The sequence below is a fragment of the Photorhabdus sp. RW14-46 genome, assembly GCF_963887965.1.
Classification (GTDB): Bacteria; Pseudomonadota; Gammaproteobacteria; order Enterobacterales; family Enterobacteriaceae; genus Photorhabdus; species Photorhabdus laumondii.
The window spans coordinates 320,510-336,789 of record NZ_CAWPHH010000002.1; the positions used below are offsets into that span (position 1 = coordinate 320,510).

General features: G+C 41.6%; 16 protein-coding genes and 1 other annotated feature. Of the genes, 3 read left to right on the forward strand and 13 right to left on the reverse strand.

From position 1 onward, the window contains the following. Positions 1-197 precede the first annotated feature (197 nt). A complete protein-coding gene (gene satP, locus AACQ38_RS03210; protein ID WP_165577387.1) occupies positions 198-767 on the forward strand; it encodes an acetate uptake transporter in 570 nt (189 codons plus the stop codon). Between the two features lie 63 nt (positions 768-830). Here satP and galK read toward each other — a convergent pair whose 3' ends face one another. The 8 genes from galK to AACQ38_RS03250 all read right to left on the reverse strand — a co-directional run bounded on the left by galK (position 831) and on the right by AACQ38_RS03250 (position 8,059). Then, on the reverse strand, positions 831-2,006 hold the full coding sequence (gene galK, locus AACQ38_RS03215; RefSeq protein ID WP_165577413.1) for a galactokinase: 1,176 nt from the start codon (positions 2,004-2,006) through the stop codon (positions 831-833). 22 nt (positions 2,007-2,028) lie between these two features. Further along, the gene (locus tag AACQ38_RS03220) at positions 2,029-3,102 is read right to left on the reverse strand and encodes a UDP-glucose--hexose-1-phosphate uridylyltransferase (RefSeq protein WP_011144954.1); all 1,074 of its coding nucleotides are present in this window, start codon (positions 3,100-3,102) and stop codon (positions 2,029-2,031) included. A gap of 412 nt (positions 3,103-3,514) precedes the next feature. Then, a complete protein-coding gene (locus tag AACQ38_RS03225) occupies positions 3,515-4,075 on the reverse strand; it encodes a chorismate mutase (RefSeq protein ID WP_165577388.1) in 561 nt (186 codons plus the stop codon). Between the two features lie 137 nt (positions 4,076-4,212). Beyond that, positions 4,213-4,788, reverse strand: coding sequence for a molybdopterin adenylyltransferase (mog, locus tag AACQ38_RS03230; protein ID WP_112872361.1), 576 nt, complete (start codon positions 4,786-4,788; stop codon positions 4,213-4,215). Between the two features lie 100 nt (positions 4,789-4,888). Beyond that, positions 4,889-5,842: a transaldolase gene (gene tal / locus AACQ38_RS03235; protein ID WP_112872360.1), complete on the reverse strand. Its 954-nt coding sequence runs from the start codon at positions 5,840-5,842 to the stop codon at positions 4,889-4,891. Positions 5,843-6,009: 167 nt separating this feature from the next. Further along, on the reverse strand, positions 6,010-7,221 hold the full coding sequence (locus tag AACQ38_RS03240) for an MFS transporter (protein ID WP_165577389.1): 1,212 nt from the start codon (positions 7,219-7,221) through the stop codon (positions 6,010-6,012). Between the two features lie 23 nt (positions 7,222-7,244). Then, positions 7,245-7,874, reverse strand: coding sequence for a hypothetical protein (locus AACQ38_RS03245; RefSeq protein ID WP_165577390.1), 630 nt, complete (start codon positions 7,872-7,874; stop codon positions 7,245-7,247). Beyond that, positions 7,826-8,059: a hypothetical protein gene (locus tag AACQ38_RS03250; protein WP_207631771.1), complete on the reverse strand. Its 234-nt coding sequence runs from the start codon at positions 8,057-8,059 to the stop codon at positions 7,826-7,828. Before AACQ38_RS03250 ends, AACQ38_RS03245 begins: the two co-directional genes overlap by 49 nt. Before the next feature lie 323 nt (positions 8,060-8,382). Here AACQ38_RS03250 and yaaA point away from each other — a divergent pair, with 323 nt between their 5' ends. Then, entirely contained in the window at positions 8,383-9,159 is a 777-nt protein-coding gene (gene yaaA, locus AACQ38_RS03255; protein WP_165577392.1) for a peroxide stress protein YaaA, read from the forward strand. 56 nt (positions 9,160-9,215) lie between these two features. Here the strand turns inward: yaaA and thrC are convergent, their stop codons facing one another. From thrC to AACQ38_RS24005, 4 genes are all read right to left on the reverse strand, one after another. After that, on the reverse strand, positions 9,216-10,508 hold the full coding sequence (gene thrC, locus AACQ38_RS03260) for a threonine synthase (RefSeq protein ID WP_165577393.1): 1,293 nt from the start codon (positions 10,506-10,508) through the stop codon (positions 9,216-9,218). Between the two features lie 3 nt (positions 10,509-10,511). Then, a complete protein-coding gene (gene thrB, locus AACQ38_RS03265) occupies positions 10,512-11,441 on the reverse strand; it encodes a homoserine kinase (protein ID WP_109791303.1) in 930 nt (309 codons plus the stop codon). A gap of 2 nt (positions 11,442-11,443) precedes the next feature. Beyond that, a complete protein-coding gene (gene thrA / locus AACQ38_RS03270) occupies positions 11,444-13,903 on the reverse strand; it encodes a bifunctional aspartate kinase/homoserine dehydrogenase I (protein ID WP_165577394.1) in 2,460 nt (819 codons plus the stop codon). Between the two features lie 25 nt (positions 13,904-13,928). After that, positions 13,929-14,048: a sequence feature (Thr leader region), on the reverse strand. Beyond that, positions 13,987-14,055, reverse strand: a complete 69-nt coding sequence (locus tag AACQ38_RS24005; RefSeq protein ID WP_109791942.1) for a thr operon leader peptide — start codon at positions 14,053-14,055, stop codon at positions 13,987-13,989. Its footprint overlaps the feature before it by 62 nt. 658 nt (positions 14,056-14,713) lie before the next feature. Here AACQ38_RS24005 and arcA point away from each other — a divergent pair. Then, positions 14,714-15,430 (forward strand): two-component system response regulator ArcA, encoded by a 717-nt coding sequence (gene arcA, locus AACQ38_RS03275; RefSeq protein WP_011144944.1) that lies wholly within the window; start codon positions 14,714-14,716, stop codon positions 15,428-15,430. 63 nt (positions 15,431-15,493) lie between these two features. On the opposite strand, the gene creA is transcribed toward arcA, so the two are convergent. Continuing rightward, positions 15,494-15,979 (reverse strand): protein CreA, encoded by a 486-nt coding sequence (gene creA / locus AACQ38_RS03280; RefSeq protein WP_011144943.1) that lies wholly within the window; start codon positions 15,977-15,979, stop codon positions 15,494-15,496. Between the last annotated feature and the right edge of the window lie 301 nt (positions 15,980-16,280).

A 16,280-nucleotide genomic window follows, 5' to 3' on the forward strand; every position in this document is an offset into this window, starting at 1 on the left:
TCATTGTTTCCTTGCTGACAGATCATTATGATTCGCCCCCTTTGCTATTTATACCCTATGGATTTCAAGAGGCATCGCGACGGCAAGGGAGCGAATCCCCGGGAGCATAGAAAACTATGTGACCGGGGTGAGTGAGTGCAGCCAACAAAGAGGCAACTTGAAAGATGACGGGTATATGACTTTCTTTCAGAGGACTTATGAACGCGAATCAATTGGCTAACCCCGGCCCCTTAGGTTTAATGGGCTTCGGCATGACAACCATTCTTCTGAATCTGCATAACGCAGGTTTCTTTCCACTAGCATCCGTTATCCTGAGTATGGGCATTTTCTACGGCGGCCTGGCTCAAGTATTGGCAGGGCTTTTTGAATATAAGAAAGGCAATACCTTTGCCGCAACGGCTTTCACCTCTTATGGGTTGTTTTGGCTCAGTCTGGTTGGGTTATTATTTCTGCCCAAAATGGGACTGGCAGAAGCCACCAGCAGCCAATATTTAGCGGTATATCTTGGCCTGTGGGGGGTGTTTACTCTGTTTATGTTCTTTGGCACCTTCAAGGCTAACCGCATACTACAGTTTATCTTTGGTGGCCTGACACTGTTGTTCGCTCTGTTAGCGATTGGCAACTTTACTGGCAATACCACTCTTCTGACGATTGCCGGCTATGAAGGGATAATTTGTGGTGCCAGCGCATTTTATCTGGCAATGGCGGAAGTGCTGAATGAGCAGTATGGCCGCACTATTCTGCCCATTGGCGAGATAAAACCGTAATAAACCGTGGGTTGGAAGAAGGCAAAAATTTTTCCCCTCTTCCAGTCCGTTATGAGCATATTGCTACCCTATTTCAATCAAACTTGCACCTTCCGAAGCCTGACACACATAAATAGTCTCTTTCAGACCTGTCAACGCAAAATAGTATTGTTCTACCGCCCCCTTAACCACATCAACCAGAGTTTGTGGTACTAAAGCCACCACACAGCCGCCAAACCCACCACCGGTCATTCTCACTCCACCTTGTTTACCAATGGCTTGCTGCACAATATCAACCAAGGTATCGATTTCGGGCACGGTAATTTCAAAATCATCACGCATTGACTGATGTGATTGCGCCATCAGTTCCGCGATTAAGGGTATATCACCCTCTGCTAATGCTTTTGCTGCCAGAAGTGTACGTTCATTTTCTGTGATTACATGACGTGCACGTTTAGCCACTATGTTATCAAACTCCACGTTATCAAGCCCCACACTCCGTTTTTCAAATTCATCTAATGTCATATCCCGCAAAGCTTTAACCCCAAATAATGCCGCTGCTTGTTCGCATTGAACCCGACGGATATTATATTCACTGCCAACCAATTCCCGTTTTTTATTTGAATTAATAATCATAACTATAATATCTTTCGGCATAGATACAGCTTGCGTGGTTAAATGACGACAATCAATTAATAATGCATGATTTTTCTTACCTTGCGCGGAAATTAATTGATCCATAATGCCACAATGACAACCGACAAATTCATTTTCAGCTTGCTGCCCATTTAAGGCAATTTCTGTTTGGCTAATGACTAGGTGGTAAAGGTTTTTAATTGTTTGACCAATAACTGTTTCCAGTGCCGCCGATGAACTTAATCCCGCCCCTTGTGGCACATTACCCGCTACCACAATATCTGCCCCGTTAAATATATAGCCACGACTGAGCAGACACTTTACAACACCGCGAATATAATTGGCCCACATTTTACTTTCGTGAAATGTAATAGGTTGGCTAATATCAAATTCATCTAATTGATTGCCGTAGTCAACCGAAACAACGCGGATAATATTACCCTCTCGTTTCGCCGCCGCAACCACAATTTGGTAATTAATAGCACAGGGCAATACAAAGCCATCATTGTAATCCGTATGCTCTCCAATCAAATTAACCCGACCCGGCGCTTGAATAATATGTGTCGGCATATAATGAAATACTAAATCAAAAACATTTTCAACGCGATTAATTAAAGTCTTCATCACATTACTCTCAAATATAGTATCAGCCACTCGATAATGAACATTGTTGCTCTTTATAATGTATATCGCTCACAGCACGCAAAAGCTGAGCGGCTTGCTCTGCGGTTAAATCACGTTGTTTTTCAGCAAACATTTCATAACCCACCATAAATTTTCGCACAGTAGCCGATCGCAATAATGGCGGATAGAAAAGTGCATGTAGTTGCCAATGTTCAATATCAGCGCCTTGTTCAAAAAACGGTGCAAAATGCCAACCCATCGAATAGGGAAAAGCGCTATGAAATAAATTATCATAACGGCTGGTAAGCTTTTTAAGCGCGACCGCCAAATCATCGCGTTGCTGATCCGTTAATTCATTCATTCGACGCACATGAACTTTAGGTAACAACATGGTTTCATAGGGCCATGCTGCCCAATAAGGCACAACCGCCAACCAATGGGTTGTATCGACCACAACCCGCTCACCATCAGCTAATTCAGCCTGAATATAATCCATCAATAAATTAGAACTCTGTTCTTGGTAATAAGCACGCAGTTGTTTATCTTTACGTTCAATTTCGTTTGGCAGAAAACTATTCGCCCAGATTTGCCCATGTGGATGAGGCTGAGAACATCCCATTGCTTCACCCTTATTTTCAAAAACTTGAACCCAAAGATATTCCTTACCCAGTATTTCAATGTGCTCATTCCAGGTATCAATCAATTGACGAATGTGTTTAACCGGCAATTCCGGCAATGTCTTACTGTGATCGGGAGAAAAACAGATCACGCGACTTAATCCTCTAACCCCCTGCGCTTTAAATAGTGGATGACATGATGGTGGTAAATCAGGTGAATCGAGCATTAAAGCCGAAAAATCATTATTAAAAACAAAGGCTCCTTGATAAGCAGGATTTTTATCACCGGAAATACGTGTATTTGATGGGCAAAGAAAACATTGCTCATCATAGTTCGGAATATTGTCTATCAATGGCTGCTCATCCTGCCCATGCCACGGCCGTTTCACCCGATGAGGAGAGACCAAAACCCATTGCCCGGTTAACGGATTATAACGACGATGGGGATGTTCAATAGGATTGAATGCAATTTGGGGCATGGCAGTCTCTTACCTTAATCTATACTTTTCAACACCGGTTGTGGAAATCTTTATTAACACTCAGGCTGGACACAGTTTAACAACCGGCATTAACACTAATCTGAGATACCAATCACGCAAATATCAACGATTACACAAAAAATTTAAATATACCCGTTATCTTTCAAGTTGCCTCTTTGTTGGCTGCACTCACTCACCCCGGTCACATAGTTACCTATGCTCCCGGGGATTCGCTCCCTTGCCGTCGCGATGCATCTCAAAATCCATAGGGTATATATACCCTATGGATTTCAAAATGGTAATTGTTGCTGTATGTGCTGCTGGTAGCTTGAAAAACCGTAAAGCAAATCCATTTCCAAAGGCTCACTTCAAAAAGACCGGCTTTTCTTGCTAAAGAGCGAGGGATTGTGATTTATTTTAATTTCACCTTTTCAAGCGCCGCGAAAATTTGCTGTTTATCCGAATCCTTTAAATTGTGTTGTTGAATATTCTTCATAAACATTTCTTTGTCAGAAGCGCTTATTTTTTCTCCGGCTTTGAGCAAGGTTGCAATTTGTTGGAGGATTTCCGTACTCAACCCGCTAATTTTAATCCGAACATCATCTAGCGGCTTCGGTTGCCAACCATTTTCAGGAACTGACAACCAATCAGCTCGATAGCGATATTGAATCGCCTTTGCCGCATTCATTTGGATTATAACGAATGGTCTAACTGATTCCCCATTTAACCCGAAAGATTCAGCCTCACTTATTGATTTAGCAAGAACCTTCTCTTCTTGAGCCAAAACTTCAACAGGTAAATGATTTTCAGACTTGTATCCTGCCACATCTTTCATGTAAGAGAGACGCTGATTAATCAACTGAGCTACCGTGGTCTTTGCCTCCATTGCTAACGCCACCGTTGGTGCCATTGCGCTCATAACCAATGCCAAGCCAGCAATAAAACCAATCTTTACTTTTTTTAGCCGTTCCATTTTTCACCCCGAAATTTATTCCAAACAAACTAATCAACATACCAAATTAATTATAAGCTTAAAATGTTGAAATTACCTTTCGATAGGTGGCAGATAAAAGTTCGATTTTTTGATTCTTTCTACAATCAACTCATTATTCAACGACGAGCACTTTTCGGTCTAAAAGCTGCGACTACCTTATCATTAGTTTCCACATATGGGCCATCCAGCAATTGGATACAATACGGCACGCTGGCAAAAATGCCGGATACCTGAACTTTGCCGTTTTCGTCTTTCAAGCCTTCCAACGTTTCTGCGATTGCTTTTGGTTGCCCCGGCAAATTCAAAATCAGCGCCTGTTTGCGGATAACGCCAACCTGACGGGATAAAATTGCCGTTGGAACAAATTGCAAACTAATCTGACGCATCTGTTCGCCATAACCCGGCATTTCACGGTCTGCAACCGCTAATGTGGCATCAGGCGTCACATCCCGACGAGCCGGGCCCGTTCCACCGGTGGTCAAAACCAGATGACAGCCGATTTCATCCACTAACTCACACAAGGTTTGTTCAATGATGATCTGCTCATCCGGGATCAGACGAGTCTCTATCTGAAAAGGGGTGGTAATCGCACTTTTCAGCCACTCTTCCAATGCCGGAATCCCTTTGTCCTGATAAATACCGCTCGATGCACGATCAGAGACGGATACCAAGCCAATGCGCAGTTCATTCATATAAACCTCAATTAACACAATTTAGTAGCAAAAAGTTAGTAGCAAAAAGGCGGCCAATTATGCCGCCTTTAATGCTAAAAGAATAGTTTATCGCCCATCATTACAGCAGATCAGCGATCATCTTCTCAAGTTTGCCCTGATCAATAGCAAATTTACGGATACCATCCGCCAGTTTTTCTGTTGCCATTGCATCCTGATGATGTTCCCAATAGAACTGAGCTTCATTCAATGGTTCTGGGCGCACTTTAATTTCACCGGTATAACCCAGTTTACGTTCAACTTCACCCTGAGCTTCAGACAACTCTTTCAACAGTGCGGGAGCAATAGTCAAACGGTCACAACCGGCCAATTCCAAGATCTCACCAGCGTTACGGAAACTTGCTCCCATAACCACAGTGTTATAGCCATGTTGTTTATAGTATTGGTAGATTTCAGTTACAGAAATGACGCCCGGATCTTCGTGTGAAGCGAACTCTTTCTGATCACTGTTCGCTTTATGCCAGTCAAGGATACGGCCAACAAATGGCGAAATCAGATAAACCCCGGCTTCCGCACAAGCACGCGCCTGAGCAAAGGAAAACAGTAGTGTCAGGTTACAGTTAATCCCTTCTTTTTCTAGCTGTTCAGCCGCACGGATACCCTGCCAAGTTGAAGCCAATTTGATCAGAATCCGATCATTGCTGATACCAGCCTCGTTATATAGCTTAATCAAGCGCTTAGCTTTGGCAACACTGCGTTCGGTGTCATAAGACAAACGGGCATCAACTTCTGTCGAAATACGGCCTGGGATCAGTTTGAGAATTTCCAAGCCAATATTTACCGCCAGTTTATCACTAGCATCCACAATCTGCTGCTCGCGGGAATCGCTCTGTTCGCGCGCCCACGCAATTGCTTCATCAATTAGTTTACGGTATTCAGGAATCTGTGCAGCGTTAAGGATCAGAGATGGGTTAGTTGTCGCATCTTGTGGCTGATAAAGCTTCATCGCCGCAATATCCCCGGTATCTGCTACTACTGTTGTCAGTTTACGCAGGGAGGTTAGTTTATCGGTCATTTTGTCATATCTCATCGTTATGCGTGAAATTGTGGCATTGTTATTGAGCCATCCACTGATAATAACACGGTAAGACCTTGCTGCAAGGCGGTAAAACGATCACTCACACCGGTCACAGAGTTATACTATGCTCCCGGGGATTAGAAGATAAATTTTTTCACAAAAAATTACTTTAATGTGAGTTTATTCTCAACGTCAGCACTTATTTTCTTTGCAACAAAAACTGAGCTCAAAGAACACATTGCAAAAAAGAGAAATAAAATACTACTTCCTAGCAAAGGGATTAACCCTATTATGATAATACCAAAGGCTGACTGGTAACTTCTTGAAATTGCATCCGAAGACGATATTATTCTCGCAAAATATTTTTCTGGGGTCAGCTCTTGCCCTGATGTATAGAGAGATATCCTTAAAAAAGAGAGTCCGATAAAAATAAGCATAGTTCCCAAAGTATAAAATAACAGGACACTTTTTGACAAAGGCATAGCCCAAAGAATACTCCCAACTGCAATCAATAGAGAACCAAGAAAGAAAGATTTTTTTAATTTACTTATATTGAAATAGTAGCTAGAAAAATAAGATCCAAATAACATCGAAACAGAAGCTAAAAATGAAAAATAAGCAATTAAATCAGAAAAAGAAAACGAATATAATTCACTAAATAAAGAGACAATTGTTGCATAGTGAGAAGTCATTATATAGGTTGAAATCACTTGGTATGACACCATTGCAGTTAAAATACTTATCCTGAATAATAATATATTTCTCTGAGTATTATTCTTGATAATATATTCTAAACCACCATATTTCATAGAAATATCTTTTTCCTTTATTTTAGTTCCCCAATCACTGATAAAAAAGAGAAATATAATTGATAACATAAAGCACATTGATTCAATAAGAAATAAGGATCGTATTGAAATCATATTTATCAAAAAACCTGCTATCAATGGAGAAGATATAGAGAGCAACCCATAATAGAATTGTTGCTTTGATATAAAAGCAACTCTTTCTTCTGAGCTGACAAATACTTGGTACGCCACTGACCTTATCGATATATTTAAACCTGAAAAAAATGACAGCAGGAAAGATATGAAAAATAATAAATATATATTATTGACAAATACAGCAAGAAATATTGTTACTGCCCGGAAGAAATCCGAAGAAATACAAATAGCTCGCATACTAAACCGAGCAGTTAGCCCGCCAATAACTACAAAAACTAATATACTCGCTGTTAACCTTAAAGATACCATTAAAGACGTATCTATCTCCGACTTGGTAATTGAATATACAAGTGAAAGAAGCGCTATTTCACTTACTCCTGTACCAAAGATAGATATTATATCAGAGGATAATAGCTTGTTTTTATTCTCCATATCTTATCCCATTTATATTTTATTTACCCAATCGATTTCATTAATGGTATTTCCCCGATTTCAATTAAATAAGAACAATGATTACAAACATGCCTAAATTTCCTATTATCAAAATCATCACCGTAAGCATGTGTATATGTAATTCCACAATTATCACATACATCATATTTAGGATTTTCTACATTATAATTTTTATATAATCGCTCAAGTGACTCAAAAAAATTGAATCCCAACCCTGGCCAAACACCCGATAATAAATCAGCTATAAAATAATTTATATCCCTATTATGATCTCCTCTATCATAGTCTGTAGGCGATCCCTGTTTCGAATGGTGTTCAGGAGCCACAATTTTAAGATATAATGTCAATTCTTTTTTAGTTATTGTCCATAATGGTGATACATGCGTAAACTCTCCCCACGTTTTCAATGGAGCCGACTCACCTAATAAGATTCCCAAAGTATATGTTCTAAATATACTGGTAAATAAATCTTCAAAATGGTAACCAAACGATAAATTAAAAACTCCCTTTTCTCTTGCAAATCTTTCAACACAAGCTCTCATAATGGTATGCCACAAAGTAATTGAACGCCCACGTCCACTTGTTACAAGCACTTTTTCAATAACGTTTTCAAAACCATTTGTAAAATGCATCGTTTCATTAACATAAGAAAGTGGTAATATTGTATATACCCGTTATCTTTCAAGTTGCTTCTTTGTTGGCTGCACTCCCTCACCCCGGTCACATAGTTACCTATGCTCCCGGGGATTCGCTCCCTTGCCGTCGCGATGCATCTTGAAATCCATAGGGTATATTCCTCCAATTTTATAAAAAACAAATTTGCAAGAAGTGCTCTCACCTTTAGAATAATTACACTATTACAATCCAAGAAACATAGATCAAATTCACAAAAATAAATATTTTAATAAGCCAAAAAACTTTATTTAAATTTATATATAAAATTAAACCAAAATATAACTTTATAAATTATTTAAATATTTTTAACTTTAATAGCAATATCGGTCAACAAAATGAAGTACAAAATTATCAGCTTATTACCCTATAGATACCATGCACAAAGTTTCCGCTATCGTCGTGATTCATTCTTTATTATCCTATCTTCTGTTAAAGTATCCTCATCTGAACAACCGGGACGATATTATGCTTATTACTATTTCACCTGCAAAAACCCTTGATTATGAAAGCCCGCTTGCCACGGAAGAATATAGTCAACCAGAATTACTCAACCAATCAAAGCAGTTAATCAGTATTTGTCGCGAATTGACGCCTGCCCAAATTGCGAGTTTGATGGGTATCAGCGATAAACTTGCCAGCCTGAATGCCGCTCGTTTTGGCGAGTGGCATGCTGATTTCACACCGTTAAATGCCCGTCAGGCAATCTTGGCATTTAAAGGTGATGTTTATACCGGTATGCAGGCTGAATCTTTCTCCGATAAGGATTTTGATTTTGCTCAGGATCATCTGAGGATTTTGTCTGGCCTTTACGGTGTACTCCGTCCGTTAGATCTTATGCAACCTTACCGGCTGGAAATGGGGATCAAACTGGAAAATAAACGCGGTAAAGATCTCTACGCTTTCTGGGGAGATCTAATCACAGAAAAACTCAATGAGGCTCTGGAGCAACAAGGTGATAATGTGTTGGTTAATCTGGCTTCTGATGAATATTTCAAATCTGTAAATACGAAAAAGTTAGCCGGTAAAATTATTAAACCGGTATTTCTCGATGAGAAAAACGGTAAATATAAGATTATTAGCTTCTACGCGAAAAAAGCCCGTGGGCTAATGAGCCGGTTTATTATTCAGAATCAGTTAACGCAAATTGACCGTCTGGTGGAGTTTAATTTGGATGGCTACGCCTTTGATGAATCGTTATCCAAAGGAAATGAGCTGGTATTTAAGCGCCCTGAACAACATTAAGACCTTACTACCAATTAATAAACGCCGCATGATCTGTGCGGCGCCCACTTTCATTGCTATTTAGGCACTCTTTCCATCAGGAAAGTACGTAATTCAGCAAAATCTGCCGGTAGGTAATGAGATAGCAACTCCAGATCAGCCCGTTCAGCCAAAGCTTTGGGCAATGGTAATTCCTCACCCAGAATCTGCTCCACACTCTCTTTAAATTTCGCTGGATGCGCCGTACCAAGAAATAATCCGTATTCACCTTCTTGTAATTGATCACGCAAGACACGATACGCAACCGCGGCGTGAGGTTCAGAGATATAACCGAGTTTAGCCAGTTCCTTCATCGTCTCTTTAGTCACGTCATCACTGACTACACCATATCCCAATTCACTCAACGGCCAGGATTTACGGTGGAACAGTGCTTCAATACGTGGCCAGTTGTTTGGCTGGCTCACATCCATTGCGTTGGAAAGCGTGGCAACGGTCTGATGAGGCAACCATTTTCCATCCGTTAAATAACGTGGCACCGTATCGTTAACATTAGTGGCTGCGATAAAGCGTTTTACCGGCAATCCCATCGATTTTGCCAATAAACCCGCGGTCAAATCACCAAAATTCCCACTCGGTACAGAGATAACCAGTTGTTTACGTTTATCTTCTGGTAGCTGAGCAACCGCTTCAAAGTAATAGCAAATTTGTGCCAACAAGCGGCTGATGTTAATTGAGTTAGCTGAATTAAGATACAGAGCCTGTTTCAACTCCTGATCATCAAACGCCTGTTTAACCAACGCCTGGCAATCATCGAAATCGCCATCAATCGCCACCGTGTGAATATTACTGCCCAAGGTACAGAACAATTTCTCCTGTAACGGGCTGATTTTGCCCTGTGGATAGAGGATCACCACCTGTACATTATTCAGCCCATAAAAGGCGTGCGCTACTGCTGCTCCTGTATCGCCGGAAGTCGCAGTCAGGATAGTTACTGGCTGTTCACCAGCAACTTGTGCCAATATTTGCGCCATAAAACGGCCACCAAAATCCTTAAATGCCAGAGTCGGGCCGTGGAATAATTCCAATGTTGCAACATCATTTTCCACGTTGGTAACAGGTGCCGGAAAAGTAAAAGCGCTCTTAATTCGTGTTGCCAGTTGTTCTGGCGGAATTTCATCACCAATAAACGCGGAGAGAATGCGACCGCTGCGGGTGACAAAATCCAGTTTCAATAGGTGGTCAATTTCTTCACGACTGAATTCGGGTAAATCTTGCGGAAAGAAAAGCCCTTGCTGTTTGCCTAATCCCTGTTTGACTGCTTGTGCAAAACTCACCTGCTCGCTGTTGTCTTTCAAGTTATACAGTTTCATTAGTTACCCTATTTGTCGTGCGCCTGCGAGATCCAGACGGCAAATGTGTACAAAACCTTCATCATTCTGAACATAATGCTGTTGCAGCCACTCAGCTATTTCCTCTGCGGTCGCTATATCATTACAAATGGAAAACAATGTCGGGCCAGAACCAGAAATACCACACGCCAATGCCCCTACCCGTTTTGCTGTTTCACGCGCATTGGCAAAACCCGGTAACAGTTGGGTACGATACGGTTCAGCAACCACATCTTTCATCAATCTGGCGGCCAGCGCCGGTTGCCGTGTATGACAGGCATGAATAAACCCGGCAAGAAAACGTCCATGATCGATAACATCCTGCTTCGAATATTTTACAGGTAAAATTGCTCTGGCTTCTGCGGTAGAAACTTTGATGCCCGGATAGGCCATCACCCATAACCACTCATCAAACGAAGGTACTGGCTGACAGATAATATCTCCTTGTTCCATAATCAGTTGCAAACCGCCGAGATAGCATGGAGCGACATTATCATAGTGAATACTGCCGGAAATACGTCCTTCCAGTTCCCCCATCATTGCCAGTAATTGGCTTTCATTAAATGGGAGACCTGCAAACTCGTTCAGTGCCATCAAACCTGCAACAACAGAACAAGCGCTGGAGCCAAGGCCAGAACCAATTGGCATATTTTTTTCCAGCGTCATTTCCACTGGTAATTGTTTGCCCAAATGCTGGCAGAATAATTGCCAGCATTGATAAACAATGTTGTGCTCCAGCTTCTCAGGTAACTTCCCCACAAACTGCCCTTCATTACGCAAACTGAAACTCTTCGCTGCCCAGACAGTAACGCAGTCACCTAATAAAGCACCATTAACTGGAGAGACCGCCGCTCCCAGTACATCAAACCCAACACTGACATTGCCAATAGATGCAGGCGCATAGACTTTAATCACAATTAAACTCCCTGTTTCCAGGACAAAGTACGCAGCATATCGGCGAAAACACCTGCGGCAGTGACATCATTACCTGCTCCGTATCCCCGCAGTACCAGCGGTATCGGCTGATAGTAACGCGTGTAGAATGCCAATGCATTTTCGCCATTTTTGACTTTATAAAGCGGATCATTGCTGTCTACTGCCGCGATTTTCACTCTACAACAGCCATCTTCAATCACGCCAATATAGCGCAACACTTTCTCTTGTTCTTTCGCTTCTGCCACACGCTGGCTGAAAACCTGATCAAGAGAGGGTAAACGTTCAAGGAAAGCATCCACATCCCCTCGGTTATCAAAGGAAGCTGGCAGTACAGGCTCCACATCAATATCATCCAATTCAAGTTCATAACCTGATTCTCGGGCGAGGATCAACAGCTTACGAGCAACATCCATACCAGATAGATCATCACGCGGATCGGGTTCGGTATAACCCTTCTCTTTTGCCAGTAACGTCGCCTGAGATAGTGACATTCCTTCATCCAGCATACCGAAAATAAAGGAGAGAGAACCGGAAAGAATGCCATTGAACTGAACCAATTCATCACCCGCATTTAGCAAGTTTTGTAAGTTCTCAATAACAGGCAGACCAGCGCCTACGTTAGTGTCATACAGAAATTTACGTTTAGATTTCTCTGCCGCCTTACGGATCTGATGATAATAAGCCATCGACGAAGTATTGGCTTTTTTATTCGGCGTAACCACATTGAAACCATCTCTCAGGAAACTAGCGTATTGATCAGCAATTTGCTGATTAGAGGTACAATCCACTATCACCGGGTTCAGCAAATGGTACTCTTTCTCCAAACGGATCAGGCGGCTCAAACTAAAAGGTTCTTTGGCCTCTGATAAACACTGCGGCCAATTATCAAGGCAAATACCTCTCATGTCCGTCAACATGGCCCGTGAATTAGCAATACCACATACCCGTAAATCAATGTGCTTTTGCTTCAACCATGTTTGTTGACGACGGATCTGCTCAATCAAAACACTGCCTACGCCACCAACGCCGACAACAAAAACTTCGATCACTTGATCGGTATTAAATAACATCTGATGGCACAAACGAACGGCTGTTGTTGCCACTTCATTATCGATAACCGCAGAGATAGAACGTTCAGAAGATCCCTGTGCGATGGCAACAATATTGATATTACCGCGCGCCAATGCAGAGAAGAAACGGGCAGAGATGCCACGCAGGGTACGCATACCATCGCCAACAACCGAGATAATGGAAAGATTTTCCATCACATCCAAAGGATCAAGCACCCCCTCTTTCAGCTCAAGATAGAATTCTTCACTCAGCGCCTGACGCGCGCGTTCCAATTCACGTTGAGGGACACAGAAGCTGATACTGTATTCTGAAGATGACTGAGTAATCAGCACAACAGAGATCCCTTTGCGGGACATGACAGCAAATACCCTTGCCGCCATCCCCACCATCCCTTTCATACCTGGACCTGATACGTTAATCATTGCCATATTGCTCAGGTTGGTTATCCCTTTTACCGGCGTACTTTCATCTTTTTGCCCATCGCCGATCAGTGTTCCCGGCGCATCTGGATTGGCGGTATTTTTAATCAAGCAAGGGATCTGAAATTGAGCAATTGGCGCAATGGTCCGTGGATGCAATACCTTGGCACCAAAATAAGAGAGCTCCATCGCTTCCTGATAGGACATGCCTTTTAATAACCGTGCATCCGGCACAACTCTGGGATCACAAGTATAAACACCATCCACATCAGTCCAGATTTCACAACATGTCGCCCGCAAGCAAGCCGCCAAAACCGCAGCAGAATAGTCAGAACCATTACGCCCCAAGACAACGAGCTCCCCTTTATCATTTCCAGCCGTAAATCCAGCCATCAGGACAATATGGTCATCTGGAATATTCAGAGAAGCAATGCGCTTAGTAGACTCGTTGATATCTACCGTAGATTCAAGGTAATGACCTTGTGCCAACAAATTTTCTACCGGATCAATCACCGTGACCTTGTGACCACGTGCCTGCAATACAGACTCCATGATAGCGATAGAGAGTTTTTCCCCACGACAAATCAGGGAAGCGTTAATGCTGTCCGGGCATTGGCCCAGTAACGAAATACCATGCAGAACCTGTTTCAATTGAGCAAATTCTTGCTCAACCATCATTTTTAACCGTTCATAAGCAAAACCGGGTTGCGCCTGTGCCATCCCCTGTAATAAATCAACAAAAATCTGCTCAGCATCGTGCATATGGGTAATGATCTCTTGCCCGGCGACCGTTTTTTCAATCATAGCCACTAAATGATTGGTAATTTTTGCCGGAGCAGAAAGCACCAACGCGACCCCGCCTTGAGAAAATTTTTTCTCTGCAATATCGGCAACGCTCAACACCCGCTGGTAATTAGCGACCGAAGTTCCTCCAAATTTAAGTACTCGCATTAACATTTTTCTCCTGATTCCGCGCCAAAAAAAAGCCCGCATCTGATTTGGATGCGGGCTTTTTTCTCTGTTTTATATATGCGTCAGCCCGCCCCGCAACCTGTGGTCCCGGTGGTGGTAATCATTGTGGTTTTCAGGCTGATAATTCGCATAGGTTCCTGTCTGTTATTTAATGGGTTCGACCCTATATTGGTTAAATGAATTTGTGCGCAAAGTCAAACATTTTCTCTAAATAATCTTACGCTTTTGATATTTTTAACATTGGAATAATTCATTTCATGGTCATCAAGACAAACAAATATTTCTTACTGAACCCAATCTTTTAGTTGTTAAATCCATTTTTAACAAAATTAACAATATATTTTATCTTTTCGTAAAAATCAGTTATTTTTGTTCGCCGCCCAGCTCATGGGGGATTATTTTTCGTACAAAACCACTCTATGTGTTAACAAAAATTTGTCATTTGCATGACAGAATACAAGGTATAAAATAACCAATATAAATAATATTAACGTGCTACAATCAATTTTGATGTACGTCAATAAAAGGTAGTTTTTTTAGATGGTAAATGCATTGCAAGCTGTTATATTGCTGTTAATGGACTAACATAACACTGTTTAACCAGTTTTTTGGGTATATACCCACCAAAGGAAAAGCAACTTTTACTTTCAGTGTAAAACATATCAATAAAATGTTATTACTGATTTGGGCTATAATTTCAGTGATGACAAATAATAACCAGTAAATATCCTGAGATAAGAGTAGTTTGAATCATTCTGATTTATTTTTAAGCGATTCTAGGTAGCAACCATGCAAACCCCGCACATTTTGATTGTTGAAGACGAAATTGTCACTCGCAATACCCTAAAAAGCATTTTCGAAGCTGAAGGGTACATAGTTTATGAAGCCACTGATGGTTCAGAAATGCACCATATTCTGTCAAACAACGACATTAACCTGGTGATTATGGATATTAACCTTCCAGGCAAAAATGGCTTGTTACTTGCCCGCGAACTGCGAGAGCAAGCAAATGTTGCTTTGATGTTCCTGACTGGCCGTGATAACGAAGTAGACAAAATCCTTGGCTTGGAAATCGGTGCAGATGATTACATCACCAAACCATTTAATCCGCGTGAATTGACTATTCGCGCCCGCAACCTGCTTTCTCGTACCATGAATCTGAGTAATGTCAGCGAGGAACGTCGCCAAGTTGAGAGTTATAAATTCAACGGTTGGGAATTAGATATCAATAGCCGTTCTCTGATAAGCCCGGCTGGTGAGCCGTATAAATTGCCACGCAGCGAGTTCCGCGCCATGCTTCATTTCTGTGAAAATCCAGGCAAAATCCAAACACGCGCAGATTTACTGAAAAAGATGACAGGTCGTGAATTGAAACCTCACGACCGTACTGTTGATGTAACGATTCGTCGTATCCGTAAACATTTTGAATCGACGCCAGATACGATGGAAATTATCGCCACCATTCACGGTGAAGGCTATCGTTTCTGTGGTGATTTGGAAGCATAACCTGAACTATCGGTCTCTAACAATGACAGGATGGGATATCCCTGTAGGAACCCATCCTGCCCCTCAATTTTCCACCGGCTTCCACGGCATAATGGGTACAGCACTGATCGCATTCTTCGGTGAACCATCGATCATCTTATCGGAATATGTCAAATAGACTAATGCATTACGGTTTGCATCATAGAAGCGAACGACTTGAAGTTTTTTAAATACCAATGAGGTTCGCTTCTGGAAAACTACCTGACCTTTTTTGCTGCTCTTTTTAATCTTGTCTGTTAGTTCAATCTCTCCAACCTGCTGACAAGAAATAGCCGCATCAGAAGTATCTTCCGCAAGTCCTAAACCCCCTTTTATTCCGCCTGTTTTTGCCCTACTCAGGTAGCAAGTCACATTTTTAACATCAGGATCATCAAACGCTTCCACGACAATTTTGTGATCAGGCCCGATAAATTTAAAAACAGTGTCTACCGAGCCAATCTCTTCAGCCAGAGCCGCCACAGGTAAACACAACAATGTCGTTGTTACGAGTATCTTTATGATTTTTAACATATATAGTCTCATGCCTTAATTAATTCAGCGTAAAATTTCACCGCCGAGATACCAAATAGGCGGTAATACCACCCAATAGCAATAATTACTTATTAGAATAATTTCACAAAGTAATGAGTGAAATAATAATACGAACAAGTATCCTATTGTAAATATAAGACTTGTTTTACACTTAGTGCTTATATCTAGTAGAGTTATTGTTGAATGCCACGCTTGTCAATACATTATGAACACCAACAGCACGCAGACACCAGAACAGATATGCAATACATAGGAATGATTCGTTTTACTCACTCTGTAA

Bases quoted from the DNA above. Each gene is read 5' to 3' on its own strand.
- satP (WP_165577387.1), top strand. From the start codon at position 198: ATGAACGCGAATCAATTGGCTAACCCCGGCCCCTTAGGTTTAATGGGC.
- galK (WP_165577413.1), bottom strand. From the start codon at position 2,006: ATGAAGACTTTAATTAATCGCGTTGAAAATGTTTTTGATTTAGTATTT.
- AACQ38_RS03220 (WP_011144954.1), bottom strand. From the start codon at position 3,102: ATGCCCCAAATTGCATTCAATCCTATTGAACATCCCCATCGTCGTTAT.
- AACQ38_RS03225 (WP_165577388.1), bottom strand. From the start codon at position 4,075: ATGGAACGGCTAAAAAAAGTAAAGATTGGTTTTATTGCTGGCTTGGCA.
- mog (WP_112872361.1), bottom strand. From the start codon at position 4,788: ATGAATGAACTGCGCATTGGCTTGGTATCCGTCTCTGATCGTGCATCG.
- tal (WP_112872360.1), bottom strand. From the start codon at position 5,842: ATGACCGATAAACTAACCTCCCTGCGTAAACTGACAACAGTAGTAGCA.
- AACQ38_RS03240 (WP_165577389.1), bottom strand. From the start codon at position 7,221: ATGGAGAATAAAAACAAGCTATTATCCTCTGATATAATATCTATCTTT.
- AACQ38_RS03245 (WP_165577390.1), bottom strand. From the start codon at position 7,874: ATGCATTTTACAAATGGTTTTGAAAACGTTATTGAAAAAGTGCTTGTA.
- yaaA (WP_165577392.1), top strand. From the start codon at position 8,383: ATGCTTATTACTATTTCACCTGCAAAAACCCTTGATTATGAAAGCCCG.
- thrC (WP_165577393.1), bottom strand. From the start codon at position 10,508: ATGAAACTGTATAACTTGAAAGACAACAGCGAGCAGGTGAGTTTTGCA.
- thrA (WP_165577394.1), bottom strand. From the start codon at position 13,903: ATGCGAGTACTTAAATTTGGAGGAACTTCGGTCGCTAATTACCAGCGG.
- arcA (WP_011144944.1), top strand. From the start codon at position 14,714: ATGCAAACCCCGCACATTTTGATTGTTGAAGACGAAATTGTCACTCGC.
- creA (WP_011144943.1), bottom strand. From the start codon at position 15,979: ATGTTAAAAATCATAAAGATACTCGTAACAACGACATTGTTGTGTTTA.